Consider the following 19,306-nt stretch of genomic DNA (forward strand, 5'->3'; position numbering starts at 1 on the left):
CCGGTAAGCGGGCTGCCGAAATAGCCATGTACGATCTCACCTGGTGCGGTGGTATATCCGAAGGTAAAAAAATTTCGGACCTGGCCAATACCTATTATATCCCCACCATGATGCACACGGCTGGCGGGCCGATCCTGTGGTACGCGTCGGTACACCTGGCTGCCTCGGTTACCAATTTACATTTTGTGGAAAGCGTTTACCCGTATTGGAAAGAGCGGGATCCTTTTTTCTTTGCCAATGCTCCCCAGGTAGAAAATGGCCTGGTGCGCCCTCCGGACTTGCCCGGCCTTGGGCTACAGTTTAATCCGGGCCTGTTCGATCGCAAGGAGCTGATTGTAGAAACCATCGCCGGCAACTAACCGTTCTCCGGATAGAATGGGCCGGCACCTGGTGGCGGGGTGCTCTGAGGGGCCGGAAATACGGGCCGTTCCGGTTAAAAAATAGACATCCAACCCATCCGGGAGGGCTAAAGTCGGTAACCATTGAAGCAAATCGAATCCAAATTTTGCATTTACTGGAGATTAGTTGAAAAATCGGTCCTTTTTTCAAACGAAAATCCTTTTCTTTGACCAGTAAATCAACGGGCAGTCAGGGACCCCGTTACCAATTCTTTTTCCACCTCAACCACCATTCGCATGCACCAGCCACCACGCTGCATTCTGCTGCTTCTGTTTCTGGCATCGGGACTATTGTTCGAGAGCCGGGCACAAACCACTACCGATCCCATCGTCTTCACCGAAGGCTGGGTGACGGGCTTTGGCAAGCCCGTGAAATACCCCCGCTATGCCCGTACCGAGTTCCCTGTAGATCCGGTCGTTTCACGGCTGCTTTCCGGTGAGTCGATTCGGCCAGACAGCAGCCAGGATGGCCCCTCTCTTGATTGGGAGCCGATCAAAGCCGATGAGTCGGGCTTTTTCAAACACGAATACCTGGCGTCCGGAGGTCTGTACCTGGAATACCAGAGTCCGTCCGAACGGGTGGTTATCCTGGATGCCTCGGGTCATGGAAAGGCCTATGTCAATGGCTTTCCGCGGGAGGGAGATCATTTTGGCTTCGGCATCACCAAGCTTCCGATAAAGGTAAAAAAAGGGAGGAATACGTTTTACCTGACTTCGGGCAGAAATCCGGAAATACGGGCTTCGTTGCATGCGGCGGAACCTTCCGTTCAACTCCATGCCGATCAGGCGACGCTGCCCGACCTGATTCAGGAAGAGAGTGGGTTCAAGTGGGCAGGTATCAAAGTGATTAACGCCACAGAAGCCGTGGCAGCCGATTACCGCATCCTGGCTCGGGCGGAAGGCGGGGAAGAAATAAGCACCCCGCTTCCGGTGGTAGAAAAGCTAACCTCGCGTATCGTTCCGATTCGGATTCCGGAAGTAGCAGGCCTGACCCGCGAAGAGGTAGCGGTACAGTTGCACTTGCTGTCCGGTTCAGGGGAGGAAGTGAGTTCGCTGACCCTGCCGCTGAAAAACCGCACCGCTGCCAGCCTGCACAACCGGACGTTTGTCAGTACCATTGACGGCAGCGTGCAGTATTACGCGGTGCAGCCAGGCCAGGTGCCGGAAGGGCAGTCACCGGCTTTGTTCTTTTCCACGCACGGTGCCGGGGTGCAGGCCAGCGGTCAGGCTGCGGTTTACACTCCCAAGGATTGGGGCCATTTGATCGCGCCGACTAATCGGGGACCTTTTGGCTTTGCCTGGGAGGACTGGGGGCGGCTGGATGCCCTCGAGGTGTTGGAGATCGGAAAGAAGCGTTTCCAGCCCGACCCACAAAAAATCTACCTGACCGGTCATTCCATGGGAGGACATGCGAGTTGGTACCTCGGTGCCAGCTATCCCGATTTCTGGGCCGCTGTCGGGCCTGCGGCGGGCTACGCGGAACTGCACGATTGGATCGAACACGTTCGGCCCGTGCAGACTCCCGTTCAGCGAATGTTCGAAAGAGCCGGAAATTCCCAGCGTACCCGGTTATTGCATCGGAATTACCTGCATTTTGGCGTGTATATCAATCATGGAGATGCCGATGCGGTGGTGCCGGTGCGGCATGCCCGGGAGATGCGGCAGTTGCTGGCAGGTTTTCACCCGGATTTTGCCTATTACGAATACCCGGGCGGTGGGCACTGGTACGGAAATCATTCTGCCGATTGGCCTCCCCTGTTTGATTTTTTCAAAAGTCATCGGCGGCCAGGGTCCGGGCAGGTGCGAACGCTGGAATTTCTTACCGCCAGTCCCGGAATTTCCTCCCAATCCTATTGGGCAACCATTTATCAACAACAGCATCCCTTCCAAATCAGCGGAGTGGATTTGCAGCTTGGGGCGGATTCCTTATCGGTTCGGGGCAGCACCCGGAACGTGCGTGTGTTGCAATTGGATTTGCGCAAGGCCGAAGTTTTGTTTCCGCTGGCGATTACGTTGGACAACAGCCAATTTACATTGGAACAGTCCGTTGCGCAAATCGTACTGGTTCGTACCGATTCAGCAGGTTGGAGGATTGGCAATTTGCCGGGTAGGGAAGAAAAAGGTCCCCATCGGTACGGGGGGTTCAAGGATGCGTTCCGCCACCGGATGGTCTTTGTCTACGGAACCCAGGGCAGCCCGGAAGAAAACGACTGGAATTTTCACAAGGCACGGTTCGATGCTGAAACTTTTGGCTATCGTGGAAACGGGGCCATCGAATTGCTTGCGGACCGGCAATTTTCCCTCGAAGCGTACCCGGATAGGGGAGTAATCCTGTACGGCAATGCGGATACCAATGGCGCATGGAAGCTTTTATTGTCCGAAAGCCCGGTACAGGTAAGGCGGGGAGAGCTGACCGTGGGCGATCGGGTATGGACCGGCGAAGGGTGGGGTTGCTATTTTATCCAGCCCCGTCCGGACAGTAACCTCGCCTCGGTGGGAGTGATTGCTGGAACCGGCCCAACCGGCTTTGCCGCCGTACACGCCAACTCCTACTTTTTGGCGGGAACCGCCTATCCGGACCTGACGATCCTGGGTGCAGATGCATTGGAGACCGGATACGAGGCTGTGGTGGGAACCGGATATTTTGGGAACGATTGGGGGGTAGAAACCGGAGAATTTGTATGGAAATGACAGCAGGAGGGCAGCCTTTTTCCGGAAAGGTTTGGGCTTGTTCGAAGCAGGAAACGCGAAAGAGCATTCAGCACGGATTGAAAAAGAGGTCTATTTCCTGATCCCCTTCCTCAAAAAACCGATAGCTCCGGTAAATCTTGCGGCGCTGAGCTGTGGACGAGTGCATTGCTCACTCGAAGACGGGCTTCTATCGCCGTCTCACTCATTTCTTTGAGAAGGGTTGGTTTGGACAAACCCATGAAAAAGCGAGGCGCGGCGAAGGGAATGGCTCCTGCAAGATCTAGAATTCCGGAAAAAATAGCCTGTGAACATACGGTGCGCCATCGAGGAGGAAACCGATCGGTAAGCGGGATCCGCTCCAAAAGGGCCGCATTAAAATCGAAAACAGGCGCTATTGGCCGAATGGACGCGTTCCGGGAATCGAGCGAATGCTCAGGATGTTACCAGGTTTTTTTTGAAGGCCGCGTTTCCCCTACCCGGGTGTATTACCAGTAACCGTGAAACCGGCCCATCCAATAGGCCACCAGGTAATAACTACCGCTTTCTTCACTCAATCCGGAGCCACCGCCATCCAATTGCTTTGGATTGGTGTTCCAGCGGAAAACGTTACTCTCTCCGGCAGGAAGGGCCACCAATGCCTGTTCGGCCCCACCCCGACCCGGAAATTCATCCCTTTCCAAATCCCAACGATGACTGTTGGTGAAGGACCAATTGATCAGGTCGAGTGGAAAATCTTCCAATGCATCCCGCGCCAGATCCAGCTCCAGTTTTTCGCCGAGTAGGCTGCTTGCAAGTAGGTTCCACACAGGCATGCGATCGCTACGTACTGCCTGCCAGGATCGCCGCAGACTTTGCAGGTACAAGTTCCGTGAGGGATCGGTTTCCTCGGTATACCGAAGCAAGTTGTAGTAGGGAAAGAAATTCAGGATATCGTCCGAATGGCTGATTTCAAAGGGATGGGTCATTTTTGCCCTTAGGGCATTTTCGGCGTACCCCTCTTTTTCAATCAGGTACCGATAGGCTTTTTCGAATTTTTCCTTGCCCGTAAAATGGTAGGCCGTTTTCAGGTGGGAAAGGATCTGCAGGGAATTCAGGCCCCGTTCGTACATCCAATTGCTGGAACGATTGAGCGAGTCGGGGTTCCAGATTCCCCAGCGGGTGGGAAGACCATCAGCGTCGATGAGCTGAAATTCGTTGTCCAGAATGTGGCTGACCATACGGTCGATTAAATTGACGATCCTTTTTTGCTGCGGGGCATCGGCCACATATTCGTGAAAGAGACTTAAGGAAAAGAGGTGTCCGACGATTTCATCCGAGCTGGTATCGTCCAGCCATTGCCATTCTCCATCCGCTGAATAGTGCCAATTTTTGGGATGGGGAGAACGGGAAGGTGCCACCAGGTCCGATGCGCCGGCATAGGACCGTGCGGGATACCCGGAGATGCCGGTGACGGTTTCCAGGCGTTCCAAGGCTTCAAATGTGCGCACCGCCCGGATTCGGGCAGTTTCGTCCCCGGTGACAGCGTATCGGTAGCATTGCGCGATCAGGTAGCAGGAGGTCCAAAGGCCATCGTTGTCCTGGTTTTCCAGAAAACTACTGCCCAGCTCACCGGGTGAGGCGAGCTTTGATCGGTTAATGAGTCCCAGCCGGTTGTGTCGTGCTTCTGCCACCCGTTCCAGGGAGTCGGCTTTTTCCTCCAAAGACATAGGGATGCTTGCCAGTTCCACGATACCTTCGGGAGTGCCCACCCAGATCCGATCTGCTCCCAGGGGCAACAGGTCTTGCACCCGGTCGTTCGGAAGCCAGCGCCTGCCGGCGTAGTAGTGCCAGCTGCTGTCTTTTTTGATCAGTCCTTTTTCCGTAGCCATCCATATCGTCCCGTCGTTGATCGCCATGCGTGTCACCGGGCCGTAGGGCAAACCGTCCGATCCCCGGGCCATCCAATGATTTCCATCTACTGCCAGGGCGCCGACTGCCTTTTCGGAACTGAAATAGAGGATTCCTTCCGCGATATCAGGTTCCAATGCCAGGTAATTGCTTTCGTGTCCCGGAGCCATCACGTCTTCGTCAAAATTGGTCCAGTGTCCGTCTTGCCACCGCCAGAGACCTTGATTGGAAGCCATCCACCCGTTTCCCTCGCTGTCAACCGCCAGGGAATTTACGACCATTTCTTCCGGAAACGGGATCCGATTCCAGGCATCCTGCCAGGTGTGCAGCCCCCGGTTGGTACCTACCAGAAGAGTTTGTGGACTCACCCAGGCAAGGCAGCGAATCGACTCGCCGGGCAGTAAAGCCGGATTGGGGATCCGGTTTCCATCTTCTGCCCAAATGGAGCGACCGTTGGATAGCCAGATACGGTTCGCCGCATCCATGGTTGCAACTTGTAGGCCACTGATAAAGGGCTCTCCCGACCAACTTCCCTGATGATAGGTAAATAGACCGTGGGAGGTGACGACCCGAATGGAATCTCCCTGCGAAAAAAGCCGCATGACCTGCGTTCCTGCCCTTGCCGGCAGGGCGATCGTTTTGCTAATCGGTTGTTTAAAGGAATAACCTGCCTGCCCGGCAGCTGGGGACGCCAGCGCCAGGCAAAGTAGGGCAATCATCCAACTCGTAGTGCATGGTTTCATGGGTGCTTTTCAGTGTGTGAGGAAAGAGGCCTTGGGTTCGCTTCCTGAGGTTATCTTATGAATGCATTCTAATCCTATACTGCATCGGACAAGGGATAGGCTACTTATTTCAGCCCCGCCTTGGAAAGAAAACGAGTTGCGAACAGCCGAGCGTTCGTTTCCGGATTGAATGGAGGACTGTAAAAAAGAGCACTTTCCACTAGTAAGTGGACCCGATGTATGCGTATATTCGGGTGCGTTTGCTATCCTGCCTGCCTGCACCCGACCTGCCTAAGGCAGGCTTCCCACAGGCGGAGGATTATTGGTCAGCGACCACTGACCTTTGCTAAAAAATGATAAATTCATGAAGTACTGTTTTTTGCCGGCATTAATTTTCGTAATGGCCTCCATTCAGGCGCAGCCCTCACCGGAGGCCCTGCGGTTTGTTCGGCAAGGGGTGAAGCGGTTTGTTTTCGATCAGGAGCAACGCATACCACTGGCCTCCCTGGATCCAGCCTCCATCATTGGATTGCCCGCCATGCATCCGATAAGCCACCATCGGGCAGAAAAAGCAGCCGTTCTGTTGAAAAACGATCAACTGCTCGTCCGTTCCGAAGAGGCTTCACACACAGAAGTCTGGTTTGGCGGATTCAATCCCTTTGCCACCTATTCCCTCGATCTGGGAAACCTCAGCGGGACCGGGGTGCTGGGATTCACTTTTGGTTCGGGACCCGAGGGAATGCGCGTAGGGCTGGAATATACCAATGGCCGGTTGCAGGACTTGCGGATGGAGGTGTTCGAGGATTCGCTTCAGGTTTTATCCACGTCCATTCAGACCGCTTCCAGCGACTCCCTGGCAGGGAAGCGAATCATTTTGCAACTGCTGGGCAGTGGCTTGACCGTGTACCTTCAGGATGCAGGCTTGCCCCTGGTGATCGGGCAGGGCGAATTCAGTCAGTACCTGGATTTACGGCAGCGAGATAGAATCCATCGCTTCCAATCGCAGGTATTCCTGGAGATTTCCCAGGGTGCGGTGCACATCGGCCGGGTAGATGCCTACCTGGGAGCAGGCATGGGTCTGGCGGATATCCGGGCCATTACCTACGAAGATGGAAGCCCCCTGTTGGACGCGGGAAGGCTGTGGTACACCCTCACCATTCGCGGAAGGGGACTGCCCCACCCCCTGCAAGGAGTATTTAGTATGGATCCTACGGTTTTTGATCTCCGACTGGAGGGAGTGATCGTTTTTGACAGGAACGACGGCCTGCTGCGAAACGAGGTGGCTTCTCATGTGTTCTACGATCGGAGGGAGGAAATGTGGAAGGGGCTCACCACCGGGTTTAGTGCCTATGCCAACGAAAACGAAGCGAAGCAGCTACTTACCATATCCAGCAAAAAGGATCCCCGATTTGGCTTTTCGGTCATGCAGGCGGAACCCTTTGGCATGGTTGGAGACATTGAAGATCCGCACCTGCTTTTTGATGCAGCGGCCGGCAAATGGCGCATGCTTACCTGCATCAACCAAAACGGATACAAGGCCATCCTGCTGGAATCCGAACAGTGGAATCGCGGATTTGTACCTCTTGCCGGACCGGTATCGGTTAACTCCACCGGAACCTCGCTCCAAAAAATTGGCGAACAGCGCTATGCCTTCTTCGGAAGCAGCGAACGGAAGATCTTCATTTACAGCTACCCGGATCTGAAGGAACAGGGGACCTTGCAAATGGACCTCCCTCCCTGGGATGCGGAATCCGGTACCCGGGTATGGCCCAACGTGGTCGAACTACCCGAGGGGTATCCCTTTCGTTACCTTGCCTTGATGATGGATCGGTACAATTACCCGGGAATTCAGGGACCGCAATGGACCTATGGCGCCATTTACCTGTACCACGGCTACGAATAAGTGCCGGGGAAGCATCGTACCTCAGCGGTAGCGATGCCTCATTACCGGGAATTTCGCGTCCACTTGATGCTGCAGCCGATGGCCTTCGTCGTTTCCCGTGGTACCTGCTCTCCGCTTAGCAAGGCGTCCAATGCATCAGCCAGATACCGTTCACTGACGGATGCGGCATCCTGGTAGTTGTTATCAATGGCACCGATGTACCGAACCATGTACCGATCGGATTCTTTTTCCAGGAGGAAGACCTGCGGAGTTCGCGTCGCTCCATAGGTACGGATGACCTCCTGGCTTTTGTCGTAGGCGTAGGCAAATGGAAATTGTTTTTCAGCCGCCCTTTTTTTCATGGCCTCAAAACTATCTCCCGGACTGATCCTTTCGTCGTTCGAATTGATCGCGATAATGGGGTATCCTTTGGGGGCATACGTTTGATGCAACTCGATCAGCCGGTCCTCATAGGCCTTTACGTAGGGGCAGGTGTTACAGGAAAACACGACAACCGCGCCCCGATTGTCTTCCAGCCCGCTCAGCGAGGCCTGCGATCCGCTCACGGTTGGCAGTTGAAAATCCATGGCTTCGTCGCCTACCTGGTATCCATCATTCTGGGCCAGCGAAAAAGTTGTTAGCATCAAAAATGCCTGTACGGTGCATAGAATTTTTCGGGTATGTTTCATCACGCTTACTGTTTGAGTTGGTCGATACGTTGTAGCAGTTCGGTTTCTTCCATGGCCCCTTCGTGAAAATGTCTGGTCCCATTCGCCTGTATAAAAAGCGTGGCAGGAATGGCTCCGGTCCAATCGGTACTGACTTTGTCGATCCAGGAATTGAAATCCACGTCATTCAGCAGATAGACGGGTGATTGGATGGCTTTTCGTTCGATGAAGGATGTGACCCGGTCGGGCCGTCGGGCATCGTCGATAGAGATAAAATAGAGTTCCAGTTCCTCATCCGACTGGTTTGCTTGTTCGAAATAAGGCATTTCCCTGATACAGGGGGCACACCAGGTGGCCCAAAAATTGAAGATGCGCAACTTTTCTGATTTCTGTGCCGCCAATTGTTCGAATTCCGCAAAGGAAATAATTTTAAACTCCGGTTTTGGGAGGTCTTTGGTCGAAAAGCCCGGAAGAAGCACGAGTAACAAGACGAAAAAGAATCCGGTGAGACTGGTTTTCATGGGGTAGGGATGGAAGGTGTCTACATCGCTTTGTACAAATTTGAATTGGATTGGTTGGCCAAATAGGAGGCCGACAGGCGGTAACGTTCGGTACTCGAATGGAAGAGCGCGCCTCCGGTTGGTTCGGAAATTGTAACGAAGGCGCTTTGCTTCAAAAAACTGGCTTGCATTTTCACGTCTTTTTTTGGCAAAAGGCGGCTATCTTTACCGCTTTAGCGCTGAATTTAGTAGCTTGTATCCAAATGTATCCAAAGTTTTAGTCACCGGAAATAAACCCCCATTTATTATGCGACCTTTATTTGCCTTCTTGTTGGTTTTTTTTGTATCCTTTTCCACTGTATGTGCTCAGGATAGCCAGGTTTTTGATGCGCTGACCGTGGATAGCAAAATCCTGAATATGGAGCGGAAATTTGCTGTTTACCTTCCTCCCGGCTACGCCTACTCCCAGCGGTCGTATCCGGTACTCTATTTGCTCCACGGAGCAGGCGACGACCAAACCGGATGGGTACAGTTCGGTGAGGTGCAGCATATCGCCGACCGGGCTTTTTCTGAAGGCATTGCCACGCAGATGATCGTCGTCATGCCCGATGCCAATACCGGAAAGCGGGGCTATTTCAACGATATAGAAGGAGAGTGGCGGTACGAAGACTTCTTTTTTGAGGAATTGATGCCCTATGTTGAGGCGCAGTACCGAATCGAGAAGGAAAAAAGGTACCGAGCCATTGCCGGTTTATCCATGGGAGGGGGAGGTACCTTTTTCTATGCCATGCACCGTCCAGACCTGTTTTCCTCGGCCTGCCCCTGAGTGCAGCCCTCCGAAACACCAGCTTTGAGGATTTCAAAAAAGGGTTGGAGAATAACGGGACTGCCGTAAAGGATCCGGCTGCGTTGGAGGCGTATTATAACCGCCATCAGGCGCTTCGGCAGATCGAGTTGAACGCTGCGGAGACAATCAAATCGGTAAAATGGTTTTTTGATTGCGGAGACGACGACTTTCTCTACGAAGGGAATAGCCTGGTACACATTGCACTGAAGAAAAAGGAAATCCCGCATGAATTCAGGATTCGGGATGGGGCCCACAACTGGACGTACTGGAGAGAATCACTTCCGGAAGTACTGCGATTTGTTTCGGACACCTTTCGCCAGAAATAGCTTCAGACGCCAATGTCCTCCTGCCAGATATCGGGGTTTTGCTGGATAAATCGGCGCATAAGCCCTATGCACACGGGATCCTGGAGTACGGTGAGGGCTACTTCGTGCTGCCTGAGCAGTGCTTCGGAACCCATAAAGGTTTCGTTTTCACCGATGACAATTCGGGGAATACCGTAGAGCAGAATTGCTCCCGAACACATCGGGCAGGGGGAGAGCGTGGTGTACAAGGTGCACTCCCGGTACACCGCAGCGGGTTGTCTGCCGGCATTTTCCAGGGCATCCATTTCTCCATGAAGGATGCAACTTCCTTTTTGGATGCGCCGGTTATGCCCCCTGCCTATAATCCTGTCTTGGTATACCAGCACCGATCCGATGGGGATTCCGCCCTCATCCAGGCCCTTTTTTGCTTCGTCGATCGCTGCCTCCATCCATTTATCCATTCCTTGTTCCGTGGGTTTCCCCTGAAAGTACGAAAAATTTTCTTCCGAATACTCAGGTTGGACCGCTAGGTTTTGGCATACACCATTTTGCGGGAGACTTTCTTCAAGAGCGCCTCGATGAGCCCGTCGTTCAGACGCGCTTTTGATCCATAGATACCGTTGTGGAACTGAACCAGTAATTCCCCGTCTGCAGCGTTGTAGATGAATAAATTGATAACGGCCAGATTCGCTTCTCCGGGAGTCTTCCCTTCCCGGTCCTGTGGGGAACGGGCTGCGAGGGGCAGGTTGGTCTCGTAACTACCAATGACGATGGCGTCTACCCCGAGTACGGCTGCCAGATGCGCGGGGGCGATGTCCTGGTAATTGTGCAGGCTTATTCCTGCGGCAGTCAACTTGCTATTGGTGACCGCTGGGTCCTGCACGTTTACCGTTAGTTCCCCCTTCTCTTTGTGGTTCTGAAACCAGGTGAAAAGTGCTTGTTGAATGCTCTGCCCCTCCAGACGCTCCAGCGAAGCGAGCTCATCGGCCGAAAGCGATTGCATTTGATTCGGAGGCAAGGTCACCCGGGCCTGAAATGGAAGGGTGGCGATGGTTTCGTGATTTTCCACGAGGCTTTCAACCTCGGCATTTTTAAAAAAATGAACTTGTGCGCCGGCCTCTAAAACGAGCAGGCTGCACCAAAAAAAGATTCCAACTACGTTTTTCATGGTTTCCATTAATAAGTTAGGAATTCCAGGGGCTCCTGCCTCTCCCGGATCTTTGAAAAGTCTACCGGGATCGTCCGCTGCTAGCTGCTCCTGAAAAAATCGTGCAGTGTTCTGGGGACAAATATCGCTGACAAAATCGAAATAATAGCAGTTTTTTTCGGAAAAAAATCAGTAAAAAAATCTATATAATATTTAATTTACAATTTTAAATTTTTAAATCGCATTTTTCTGTGTATCAGCGAAAGAAGGCTTTTAAAAAAAAGGATGGGGGGGTTTCTCCCGAATAGCAGAATAGCAGTGGGGCTTATTTTTTGTACTTTCCCTTGGTTTTCATCTGGTTTCTGTTGCGCTTTGCTTTGCTGTTTTTATTGCCACGTTTTTTCGGTTTCTCCACCCGGGCTGGCTGGTAGGATTTTTTTTCGTGGAAAGCACCCTTGAATTCCGGATCCTCCCCTCTTTTTTGTTTATCGATTTCCCGTTCGTAGCCTTGCTGCTCGTCAAAGGGGGTTTCGTGTGCAGGAATGTCTTTTGGGAGGCGTCGTTCCCGAACTTCCTTGCGAATAATCGCTTCAATTTTTTCGAAGTGGTAGCTTTCGGCTGGATTGATAAAGGTCAGCGCTGTGCCTTCGTTCTCTGCCCTGCCTGTTCGGCCAATTCGATGGACGTAATCCTCGTAGATGAGCGGCACGTCGAAGTTTACCACATGGCTGACCATGCTGATGTCCAGTCCCCGGGCAGCCACGTCGGTAGCCACCAGGATTTTCACCAAGCCTTTTTTAAATTCGTCCATGCTGTTGATGCGTGTGTTTTGGCCTTTGTTTGCATGGATGACCCGAATACTTCCAACCTGCCGATGCTGCAGGTAGCGAAACACCTCCTCGGCATTCTTTCTGGACTTAGTAAATACGATGCCGCGGTCAAACCCAGGCCCGTTTACGACTTTTTCCAACAGGTCCAGTTTGGTCCGGACGTTGGGTACGTAGTACTTGTATTGGTCGATGGTGTCTGCCGTGCTGGCTTGAGGAGCTACTTCTACGCGTTCTGGAAATTCCAGAAATTCGTGCGACAGATTTTCGACTTTATCACTGAATGTCGCAGAAAATAGCATGTTTTGCCGTTTCACGGGAATAATTTCCAGGATGGCGCGGATTTGCGGAAGAAAACCCATGTCGAGCATTTTGTCCGCTTCGTCCAGTACCATGGTTTTGATGTCCCGGGTGTATACCACGCCCTTTTTGTAGAGATCGAGAAAGCGCCCCGGGGTGGCAATGAGGATGTCCACGCCCTGTTGTACTTTTTCGATTTGCGGTTTGGGGCCCAGTCCACCGTACAGGCAAACGTAGCGTAGGTCGGTGTGTTTACCAAAACCTATAATCGCTTCTTCGATTTGCATGACCAGTTCCCGAGTGGGTGCCAGTATCAGTGCCCGCGGGTGTTGTCCCTGGGCGTATTTGACTTTAAACAGGACTGGGAGTACGAAAGCAGCGGTTTTACCGGTGCCGGTTTGGGCGATGCCGAGAAGGTCGTGACCGGACAAGGCCAGGGGAATGGCTTTTTCCTGTATGGGGGTGGGTTTCTCGTAGCCGATTTCCTGTACTGCGCGTAAAAGTTGCTTGTTGAGATTAAAATTGTCAAAAGATTGCAGTTGATCGGACATGATTTTCTATTTTTATGAAACGATTAAACGGGGTGGTTCGCGCGACCCTTTCTCTCAAAGAACGATGGTATGAAAAGAATTTTAATCCGGAATGCAAATATAGTGAATGAAGGTAAGATTATGCAGGGCGATCTCTACATTAAAGAGGGATTGATCTTTGCAGTGGGTGGAGACCTCTCGGGACACGAAGCGGATACGGAGATAGATGCCGGCGGAAAATACCTGCTGCCTGGTCTGATCGATGATCAGGTGCACTTTCGGGAGCCAGGCCTGACCCACAAGGCAGAAATCTATACCGAGAGTAAAGCAGCCGTAGCCGGTGGGATTACCAGCTATATGGAAATGCCCAATACCGTACCGCAAGCGACTACCTTGGATTTACTGGAAGACAAATTTGCCCTGGCGGCCAAAAAATCCCTTGCCAATTATTCCTTTTACCTGGGCGCTACCAACGATAATATTGAGACTATTAAAAAAGTAGATCCGCAAACGGTATGCGGGGTGAAGGTTTTTCAGGGTTCTTCCACGGGCAATATGCTGGTGGACAATCCGGATAGCCTGGAACAGATCTTCAAATACAGTCCCACGATCATCGCCACCCATAGCGAAAACGATCACATCATTAAAGCAAATCTGGAAAAATATAAAGAGGAATATGGAGAGGACATACCCGTGCGTTTCCATCCGAAAATACGATCCTGGGAGGCCTGTTACGATGCGTCAAAAACGGTGGTCGATATGGCACGAATGTACGGCAGCAAACTGCACGTGCTACACATCAGTACCGGCGAAGAGGTCAAATTATTTGATAAGGACCTTCCCCTGGAGGAAAAACGGATTACTGCCGAAGCCTGCGTACACCATCTCTGGTTTTCAGAGGAAGATTACGAAACCAAAGGGAATTTGATTAAATGGAACCCGGCTATTAAAACCGCCAAAGACAGGGAAGAGATTTTAAAGGGGCTGCTTGACGGGCACATCGACGTACTGGCAACCGACCATGCGCCACACACGCTGGAAGAAAAGTCCCATCCCTACACCTCGGCTCCTTCGGGTGGGCCTTTGGTGCAGCATTGCCTGCCGGCTCTGTTGGAAATGTACCACAAAGGCCAGATCAGCCTGGAACAAATTGTGCAGAAAAGCAGTCACAACGTGGCGATCCTTTTTGAAATCGAAAAGCGGGGTTACCTGCGTCCGGGTTACCATGCCGACATGGTGTTGGTGGACCTGGATGATCCCTGGGAAGTAAGCCGTGAAAATGTACTCTCCAAGTGCGGTTGGTCGCCATTTGAGGGGCAAACGTTTCGATCTAAAATCACCCATACGATCGTTTCCGGACACCTTGCGTACGCGAACGGAACCTTTCATGAAGAACGGCAAGGGCAACGCCTTAAATTTTCCAGAAATGTATAGCAAATGTATTGTTTGACTAAAAAAAGCATATTACCTTTGCCTTCCCATCCAATAAACGCATTGGAAACGTGAAAAATGGTGATTGTAGCTCAGCTGGTTAGAGCGCTGGTTTGTGGCACCAGAGGTCGCCGGTTCGAACCCGGTCTTTCACCCTCAGACCCTCCCCGCTACCGGGAGGGTTGTTTTTTTTCCCTTTTTCCGGGAAGGCAACTTTTTCCGGCGGGTGTTCGTTGGTCGTCCCGGTAATCGGGTAAAACCAGGCCCGGGGAAAAGGCAGTTGGGGTGGCGCCTGTTGCCTTGGAGTGCCCCTTACTGTTCTTTCGTCACAGGAAGGGTCTGCAGTGGTGCGGTGAGGTTAAATTTATGGCATATAATTTGAGTATCGGGTAGCATAGGATTCAATTAATTTTCGCAAGTCATGTTTAAATTATTTCAACCTTCTAAAAAATTTCCGCAAATAAGGTATGTCAATTTGAACCAGGTGCATTTGTATATGGTGAAATTTGAAGAGTCGATCCGAAATTTGGAAGCAATTCAGAAAGAAAGTGCTTGATCGACAGGGGCGTATAAACCGAGAGAAAGGGGGCAAGTTGTCCCTTTTTTTGTGGACGAATTTTTGGCTAAGAAGGGTTCCCCATTTTTGAAGGTATTTGGAGTAGTTTTTCCGCCATTAATTTTTCTTTACGAAGTATTCAAGTATTTTTATAAAAACCACAAACTTTTGTTTAAATGAGCTATATACATTTCGATAAGACGCAACTCATTAACCTAAATTATTCTTTAGAAAAGGAAATCATCCGTTCCAATCGATCCGGTTGCTACACGAGTACGACGATTATCGGCTGCAATACAAGAAAATACCATGGGCTTTTGGTGGCGCCCCAGCCGCAGATAGATGGACAGTTACACGTACTGCTTTCCAATCTGCACGAAACCATCGCACAAAAGGACGCTTTGTTTAATCTGGGTATCAATAAGTACCCCGGAAACTACTATCCTCGCGGACACAAATACCTGGAGGATTTTGATTCCGAGCCCATTCCGAAACTCCGGTACCGGGTAGGGGGGGTGGTCCTGGAAAAGGAAATCATTCTGGATTCGACGGCGGATCGGGTCATGGTGAAATACACCCTGGTGGATGCGCTGATTCCCACCAAACTGCGGGTAAGCCCTTTTTTGGCATTTCGGGGGTACCATTCCCTGTCCAAGGCCAATACCTACGTCAATAAAAAAATTAAGAAAATTAAAAATGGCGTGCAGTTTCGCTTGTACGAGGCCTATGATCCACTTTCCCTTCAAATTTCGAAGGAAAACGTGTTTGTGCCCGTTCCTGATTGGTTTTACAACATCGAATACATTCGGGAAATAGAGCGGGGATACGACTACCAGGAAGACTTGTACGTACCGGGGTATTTCGAATTTAGTATTGAAAAAGGCGAGTCGGTCATTTTATCGGCCGGCCTGAAAGAGGCAGCACCCGAAAAGCTACAGGATTCCTTCAAGGAGGAAATCAGCCGGCGGATTCCCCGGGATAATTTCGTCAATTGCCTCAAGAATTCGGCGGGGCAGTTTATCAGCCGGCGGAATGGGGAGACACGGGTCATTGCAGGTTACCCCTGGTTTGGCTGGTGGGGAAGAGATACCTTCATCGCCTTACCGGGCCTTACCCTGACCATGGATGACAAAAAGACCTTTCTGGACGTAATGGACTCCATGTCCCGGGACCTGAAAGGCGCCCTTTTTCCGAACGTCGGTAGCGGTGTCATGACCAACATGAATAGCATCGATGCCCCCCTTTGGTATTTCTGGGCCTTGCAGCAATACGTGATTTTTACCGGGGATGCGGAAACTGTGCGTACTCGCTACCTGGATAAACTAAAGGGGATTATTGACGGCTTCCTACGGGGAACTGCCTTCAACATCCACGTATTGGACAATGGCCTGTTGTGTGGGGGAGAAGAGGGCATCGCGCTGACCTGGATGGATGCCGTCACCAAGGACGGCCCGGTGACCCAACGGATGGGCTGCCCGGTAGAAATCAACGCGCTGTGGTACAATGCCTTGCGTTTCTACCACGAACTCTCAGAAGAAGAGGCAGCAAAGACATTGGCGGACAGGCTTGAGGAGTCCTTTGTCACCGAATTTTGGAGCGAAAAGAAAGGCTACCTGGCCGACGTGGTGCAAGGGGAGAAGAAGGATTGGTCCATCCGGCCAAATATGGTATTTGCCACATCGCTCCCCTACAGTCCGCTCAGCAACGAGCGAAAGGACCAGGTGTTGGAGGTGGTCAAAAATAACTTGTTTACCAATCGGGGCCTCCGAACACTCGCCCCTAGTGATCCCCGCTACAAAGGTTATTACCAGGGTGATCAGTACGAGCGAGACAATGCCTACCACCAGGGCACCGCCTGGCCCTGGTTATTGGGACATTTTGCCGAGGGCTACCTGAAGCTGCATGGAAAACAAGGCAAAAAATTGGTGGAGCAGATGATCAGTAGCTTTGATGGGGTGATGACCCAGTACGGAGTGGGCGCCATCGCGGAAATCTACGATGGGGATCCTCCTCACAGGCCGAAGGGGGCAATTTCTCAGGCGTGGAGCGTGGGGGAATTGCTACGGATGAAATATTTAGTCGACAATCTTTAAAAGGTTTTTTATGAAAGTTTTAATGTTTGGATGGGAATTTCCTCCCCATATTTCCGGAGGTTTAGGTACTGCCTGCTATGGGTTGGTAAAGGGAATGGCCCACCACAAACAAGACCTGATTTTCGTAGTTCCGAAGCTTTGGGGAGACGAGGACCCGCTGGCCGAATTTGTCAACGCCAGCGATGTGGAAATCGACTACCGGGAACGTCGTTTCAGGGACATTTGGAAAAACCTTACCTATCTGGAAGTAAGTTCTTTTTTGATTCCCTACCTGAGTCCGGAGGAATACCACAACCATACCGAACGGCTACTAAAGGATCAGGACGAGTTGGAATCCAGCGTACTTTCCAATAAATTTTCCTTTAGTGGTAAATACGGCAAAGACCTGATTCTGGAGGTTTCCCGTTATGCTTTGGTGGCCGCTCAAATCGCGAAAAACAAGAAATTTGATTTGATCCATGCGCACGACTGGCTTTCGTTTCCTGCCGGAATTGCCGCCAAAAAAATGAGCGGAAAGCCCCTCATCGCCCATGTACACGCGACCGAATTTGACCGGTCCGGGCAAACGGTGAATCAGCGGGTATACGATATCGAAAAAGCCGGCATGGAAGCCGCCGATAAAATCATCGCCGTCAGCCAACTTACCAAAAACACCATTGTATCGAAATACGGGATACCCGAAGAAAAGGTGACGGTGGTGCACAATGCCGTCCTGGATACCAGCATCATCAAATCGAAGGAAGAAAAGAAAGTACCAGAAAAAATCGTCACCTTTCTGGGACGCATCACCTTTCAGAAAGGCCCGGAGTATTTTGTCGAAGCGGCCCATAAAGTCATTCGAAAAGACGACAATGTTCGTTTTGTGATGGCTGGTTCCGGAGACTTGCTCAACAGAATGATTCAGCGAGTGGCCGAATTGCGTATCGCAACCAAGTTTCATTTTACCGGATTCCTCAAAGGAGACGATGTGGACAAAATGTTTGCGCTAAGCGATGTATACGTCATGCCTTCCGTATCCGAGCCGTTCGGAATTTCGCCATTGGAGGCCGTGCGCCACAATACTCCCGTAATTATTTCCAAACAATCCGGAGTGGCAGAAGTACTCCAAAACGCCGTCAAAGTGGATTTTTGGGACATTGACGCCATGGCAGATGCCATTTTTGCGCTGTTGCATTACAATGGCATTTCAAAAATGTTTCGGGAGCTGGGCAGGGAAGAACTAAAGCGGCTCAAATGGGAACATGTGGCCAAAAAGGTCATCGATATATATAAAGAAACCGTAAATCTATAGGATATGAGAACCATTTGTTTTTATTTTCAAGTACACCAGCCTTTTCGACTAAAGCCCTACCGATTTTTTGAAATTGGCGATGATCACGATTATTGGGACGATTACGCCAATAGAAACATCATGAACAAGGTAGCCAAAAAGTGCTACCTGCCGATGAATCAATTGCTGCTGGAACTCATTCGGAAGTTTGACGGAAGGTTTAAGGTATGTTTTTCCCTGTCGGGAACCATCCTTGACCAGATGGAGACCTATGCTCCGGAGGTGTTGCACAGTTTCCAGGAATTGGTAGCCACAGGTCACGTAGAGCTGCTAAACGAGACCTATGCGCATTCCCTATGTGCCTTGAAAAGTGAGTCGGAATTTAAAGACATGGTTCGGCTGCATCAGGAAAAAATTAAGCAGCATTTTAACGGGTATACCCCGAGGGTTTTTCGGAATACCGAGCTTATTTACTCCGACAGCATCGGAGAAATGGTCGCCGGTATGGGCTTTGACGCCATCCTTTCGGAGGGAGCCAAGCACATTCTGGGCTGGAAAAGCCCGAATTTTGTGTACCTGAATGCCAACGAACCCAAACTAAAGGTACTCTTAAAAAATTTCCGGTTGAGCGACGACATTGCCTTTCGTTTTGGGGAAAAGAAATGGTCCGACTATCCCCTCACCACCGATAAATTCATGGGTTGGCTCAACCAGGTACCCGCCGAGGACGAAGTGATCAATTTGTTTATGGATTACGAAACTTTTGGAGAGCACCAGTGGAAGGAGACGGGAATATTCGAATTCATGCGGCACTTACCGGATGCCGTTTTTAATCAAACCAATTTTACGTTTGCTACGCCCTCCGAAGTGATTGCTAACGCTTCCCCTGTCGGAAAAATTCACGTGCCCATCCCGATTTCCTGGGCGGACGAAGAACGGGATTTGACGGCCTGGCTGGGTAATGATCTGCAGGACGAAGCCTTTGACCGGCTCTTCGAACTGGAAGCAAAGGTAAAGAAATCCAACGATCCGGAAATTCACCGGGATTGGCGCTACCTGCAGACCAGCGACCACTTCTATTACATGTGTACGAAGTTTTTTTCCGACGGCGATATTCACGCATACTTTAGCCCCTATGAAAGCCCCTACGAAGCCTTTATTAATTACATGAACGTGCTTAGTGACTTTATTCTGCGACTCAAACAGGAAGAACGGGCAGCGGTCTCGGGCTAAGGCCTGACGCGCTTCCACC

Annotated in this window: 13 protein-coding genes, 1 tRNA gene and 1 pseudogene; 9 read left to right on the top strand and 6 right to left on the bottom strand. The window is 51.2% G+C overall.

The genetic code is table 11. The features are described from left to right. Positions 1-20 precede the first annotated feature (20 nt). Complete coding sequence (locus ABWH99_RS05030; RefSeq protein WP_375586544.1) at positions 21-359, top strand: enolase C-terminal domain-like protein; 339 nt, start codon at positions 21-23, stop codon at positions 357-359. Positions 360-635: 276 nt separating this feature from the next. Further along, a complete protein-coding gene (locus ABWH99_RS05035) occupies positions 636-3,089 on the top strand; it encodes a prolyl oligopeptidase family serine peptidase (RefSeq protein ID WP_375585207.1) in 2,454 nt (817 codons plus the stop codon). A gap of 485 nt (positions 3,090-3,574) precedes the next feature. Here ABWH99_RS05035 and ABWH99_RS05040 read toward each other — a convergent pair whose 3' ends face one another. Further along, the gene (locus ABWH99_RS05040) at positions 3,575-5,719 is read right to left on the bottom strand and encodes a transcriptional regulator (RefSeq protein ID WP_375585208.1); all 2,145 of its coding nucleotides are present in this window, start codon (positions 5,717-5,719) and stop codon (positions 3,575-3,577) included. Positions 5,720-6,062: 343 nt separating this feature from the next. On the opposite strand from ABWH99_RS05040, the gene ABWH99_RS05045 reads away from it, so the two are divergent. After that, positions 6,063-7,601: a hypothetical protein gene (locus tag ABWH99_RS05045; protein WP_375585209.1), complete on the top strand. Its 1,539-nt coding sequence runs from the start codon at positions 6,063-6,065 to the stop codon at positions 7,599-7,601. Positions 7,602-7,642: 41 nt separating this feature from the next. Here the strand turns inward: ABWH99_RS05045 and ABWH99_RS05050 are convergent, their stop codons facing one another. Together ABWH99_RS05050 and ABWH99_RS05055 are read right to left on the bottom strand one after the other, a co-directional pair. Beyond that, on the bottom strand, positions 7,643-8,269 hold the full coding sequence (locus tag ABWH99_RS05050) for a thioredoxin family protein (protein WP_375585210.1): 627 nt from the start codon (positions 8,267-8,269) through the stop codon (positions 7,643-7,645). A 5-nt stretch (positions 8,270-8,274) separates the two neighbouring features. Beyond that, positions 8,275-8,769, bottom strand: coding sequence for a TlpA family protein disulfide reductase (locus ABWH99_RS05055; RefSeq protein ID WP_375585211.1), 495 nt, complete (start codon positions 8,767-8,769; stop codon positions 8,275-8,277). Positions 8,770-9,055: 286 nt separating this feature from the next. Here ABWH99_RS05055 and ABWH99_RS05060 point away from each other — a divergent pair. Further along, a pseudogene (locus tag ABWH99_RS05060) lies at positions 9,056-9,921 on the top strand (alpha/beta hydrolase). A gap of 2 nt (positions 9,922-9,923) precedes the next feature. On the opposite strand, the gene ABWH99_RS05065 reads toward ABWH99_RS05060, so the two are convergent. The 3 genes from ABWH99_RS05065 to ABWH99_RS05075 form a co-directional block, all read right to left on the bottom strand. Further along, positions 9,924-10,361, bottom strand: coding sequence for a nucleoside deaminase (locus ABWH99_RS05065; RefSeq protein WP_375585212.1), 438 nt, complete (start codon positions 10,359-10,361; stop codon positions 9,924-9,926). A 65-nt stretch (positions 10,362-10,426) separates the two neighbouring features. Further along, complete coding sequence (locus ABWH99_RS05070) at positions 10,427-11,068, bottom strand: hypothetical protein (RefSeq protein WP_375585213.1); 642 nt, start codon at positions 11,066-11,068, stop codon at positions 10,427-10,429. Between the two features lie 304 nt (positions 11,069-11,372). Beyond that, on the bottom strand, positions 11,373-12,725 hold the full coding sequence (locus ABWH99_RS05075; RefSeq protein ID WP_375585214.1) for a DEAD/DEAH box helicase: 1,353 nt from the start codon (positions 12,723-12,725) through the stop codon (positions 11,373-11,375). Positions 12,726-12,794: 69 nt separating this feature from the next. On the opposite strand from ABWH99_RS05075, the gene ABWH99_RS05080 reads away from it, so the two are divergent. The 5 genes from ABWH99_RS05080 (at position 12,795) to ABWH99_RS05100 (ending at position 19,287) form a co-directional block, all read left to right on the top strand. After that, positions 12,795-14,138: a dihydroorotase gene (locus ABWH99_RS05080; RefSeq protein WP_375585215.1), complete on the top strand. Its 1,344-nt coding sequence runs from the start codon at positions 12,795-12,797 to the stop codon at positions 14,136-14,138. A 77-nt stretch (positions 14,139-14,215) separates the two neighbouring features. Beyond that, positions 14,216-14,291 (top strand) — tRNA-His (locus ABWH99_RS05085). Positions 14,292-14,867: 576 nt separating this feature from the next. Continuing rightward, on the top strand, positions 14,868-16,784 hold the full coding sequence (locus ABWH99_RS05090) for an amylo-alpha-1,6-glucosidase (protein WP_375585216.1): 1,917 nt from the start codon (positions 14,868-14,870) through the stop codon (positions 16,782-16,784). Between the two features lie 10 nt (positions 16,785-16,794). Continuing rightward, the gene (locus ABWH99_RS05095) at positions 16,795-18,075 is read left to right on the top strand and encodes a glycosyltransferase family 4 protein (protein WP_375585217.1); all 1,281 of its coding nucleotides are present in this window, start codon (positions 16,795-16,797) and stop codon (positions 18,073-18,075) included. Between the two features lie 3 nt (positions 18,076-18,078). Continuing rightward, entirely contained in the window at positions 18,079-19,287 is a 1,209-nt protein-coding gene (locus ABWH99_RS05100) for a glycoside hydrolase family 57 protein (protein WP_375585218.1), read from the top strand. Positions 19,288-19,306: the final 19 nt, after the last annotated feature.

This window comes from Cyclobacterium xiamenense (assembly GCF_042140265.1).
In the GTDB taxonomy this organism is placed as follows: Bacteria; Bacteroidota; Bacteroidia; order Cytophagales; family Cyclobacteriaceae; genus Cyclobacterium; species Cyclobacterium xiamenense_A.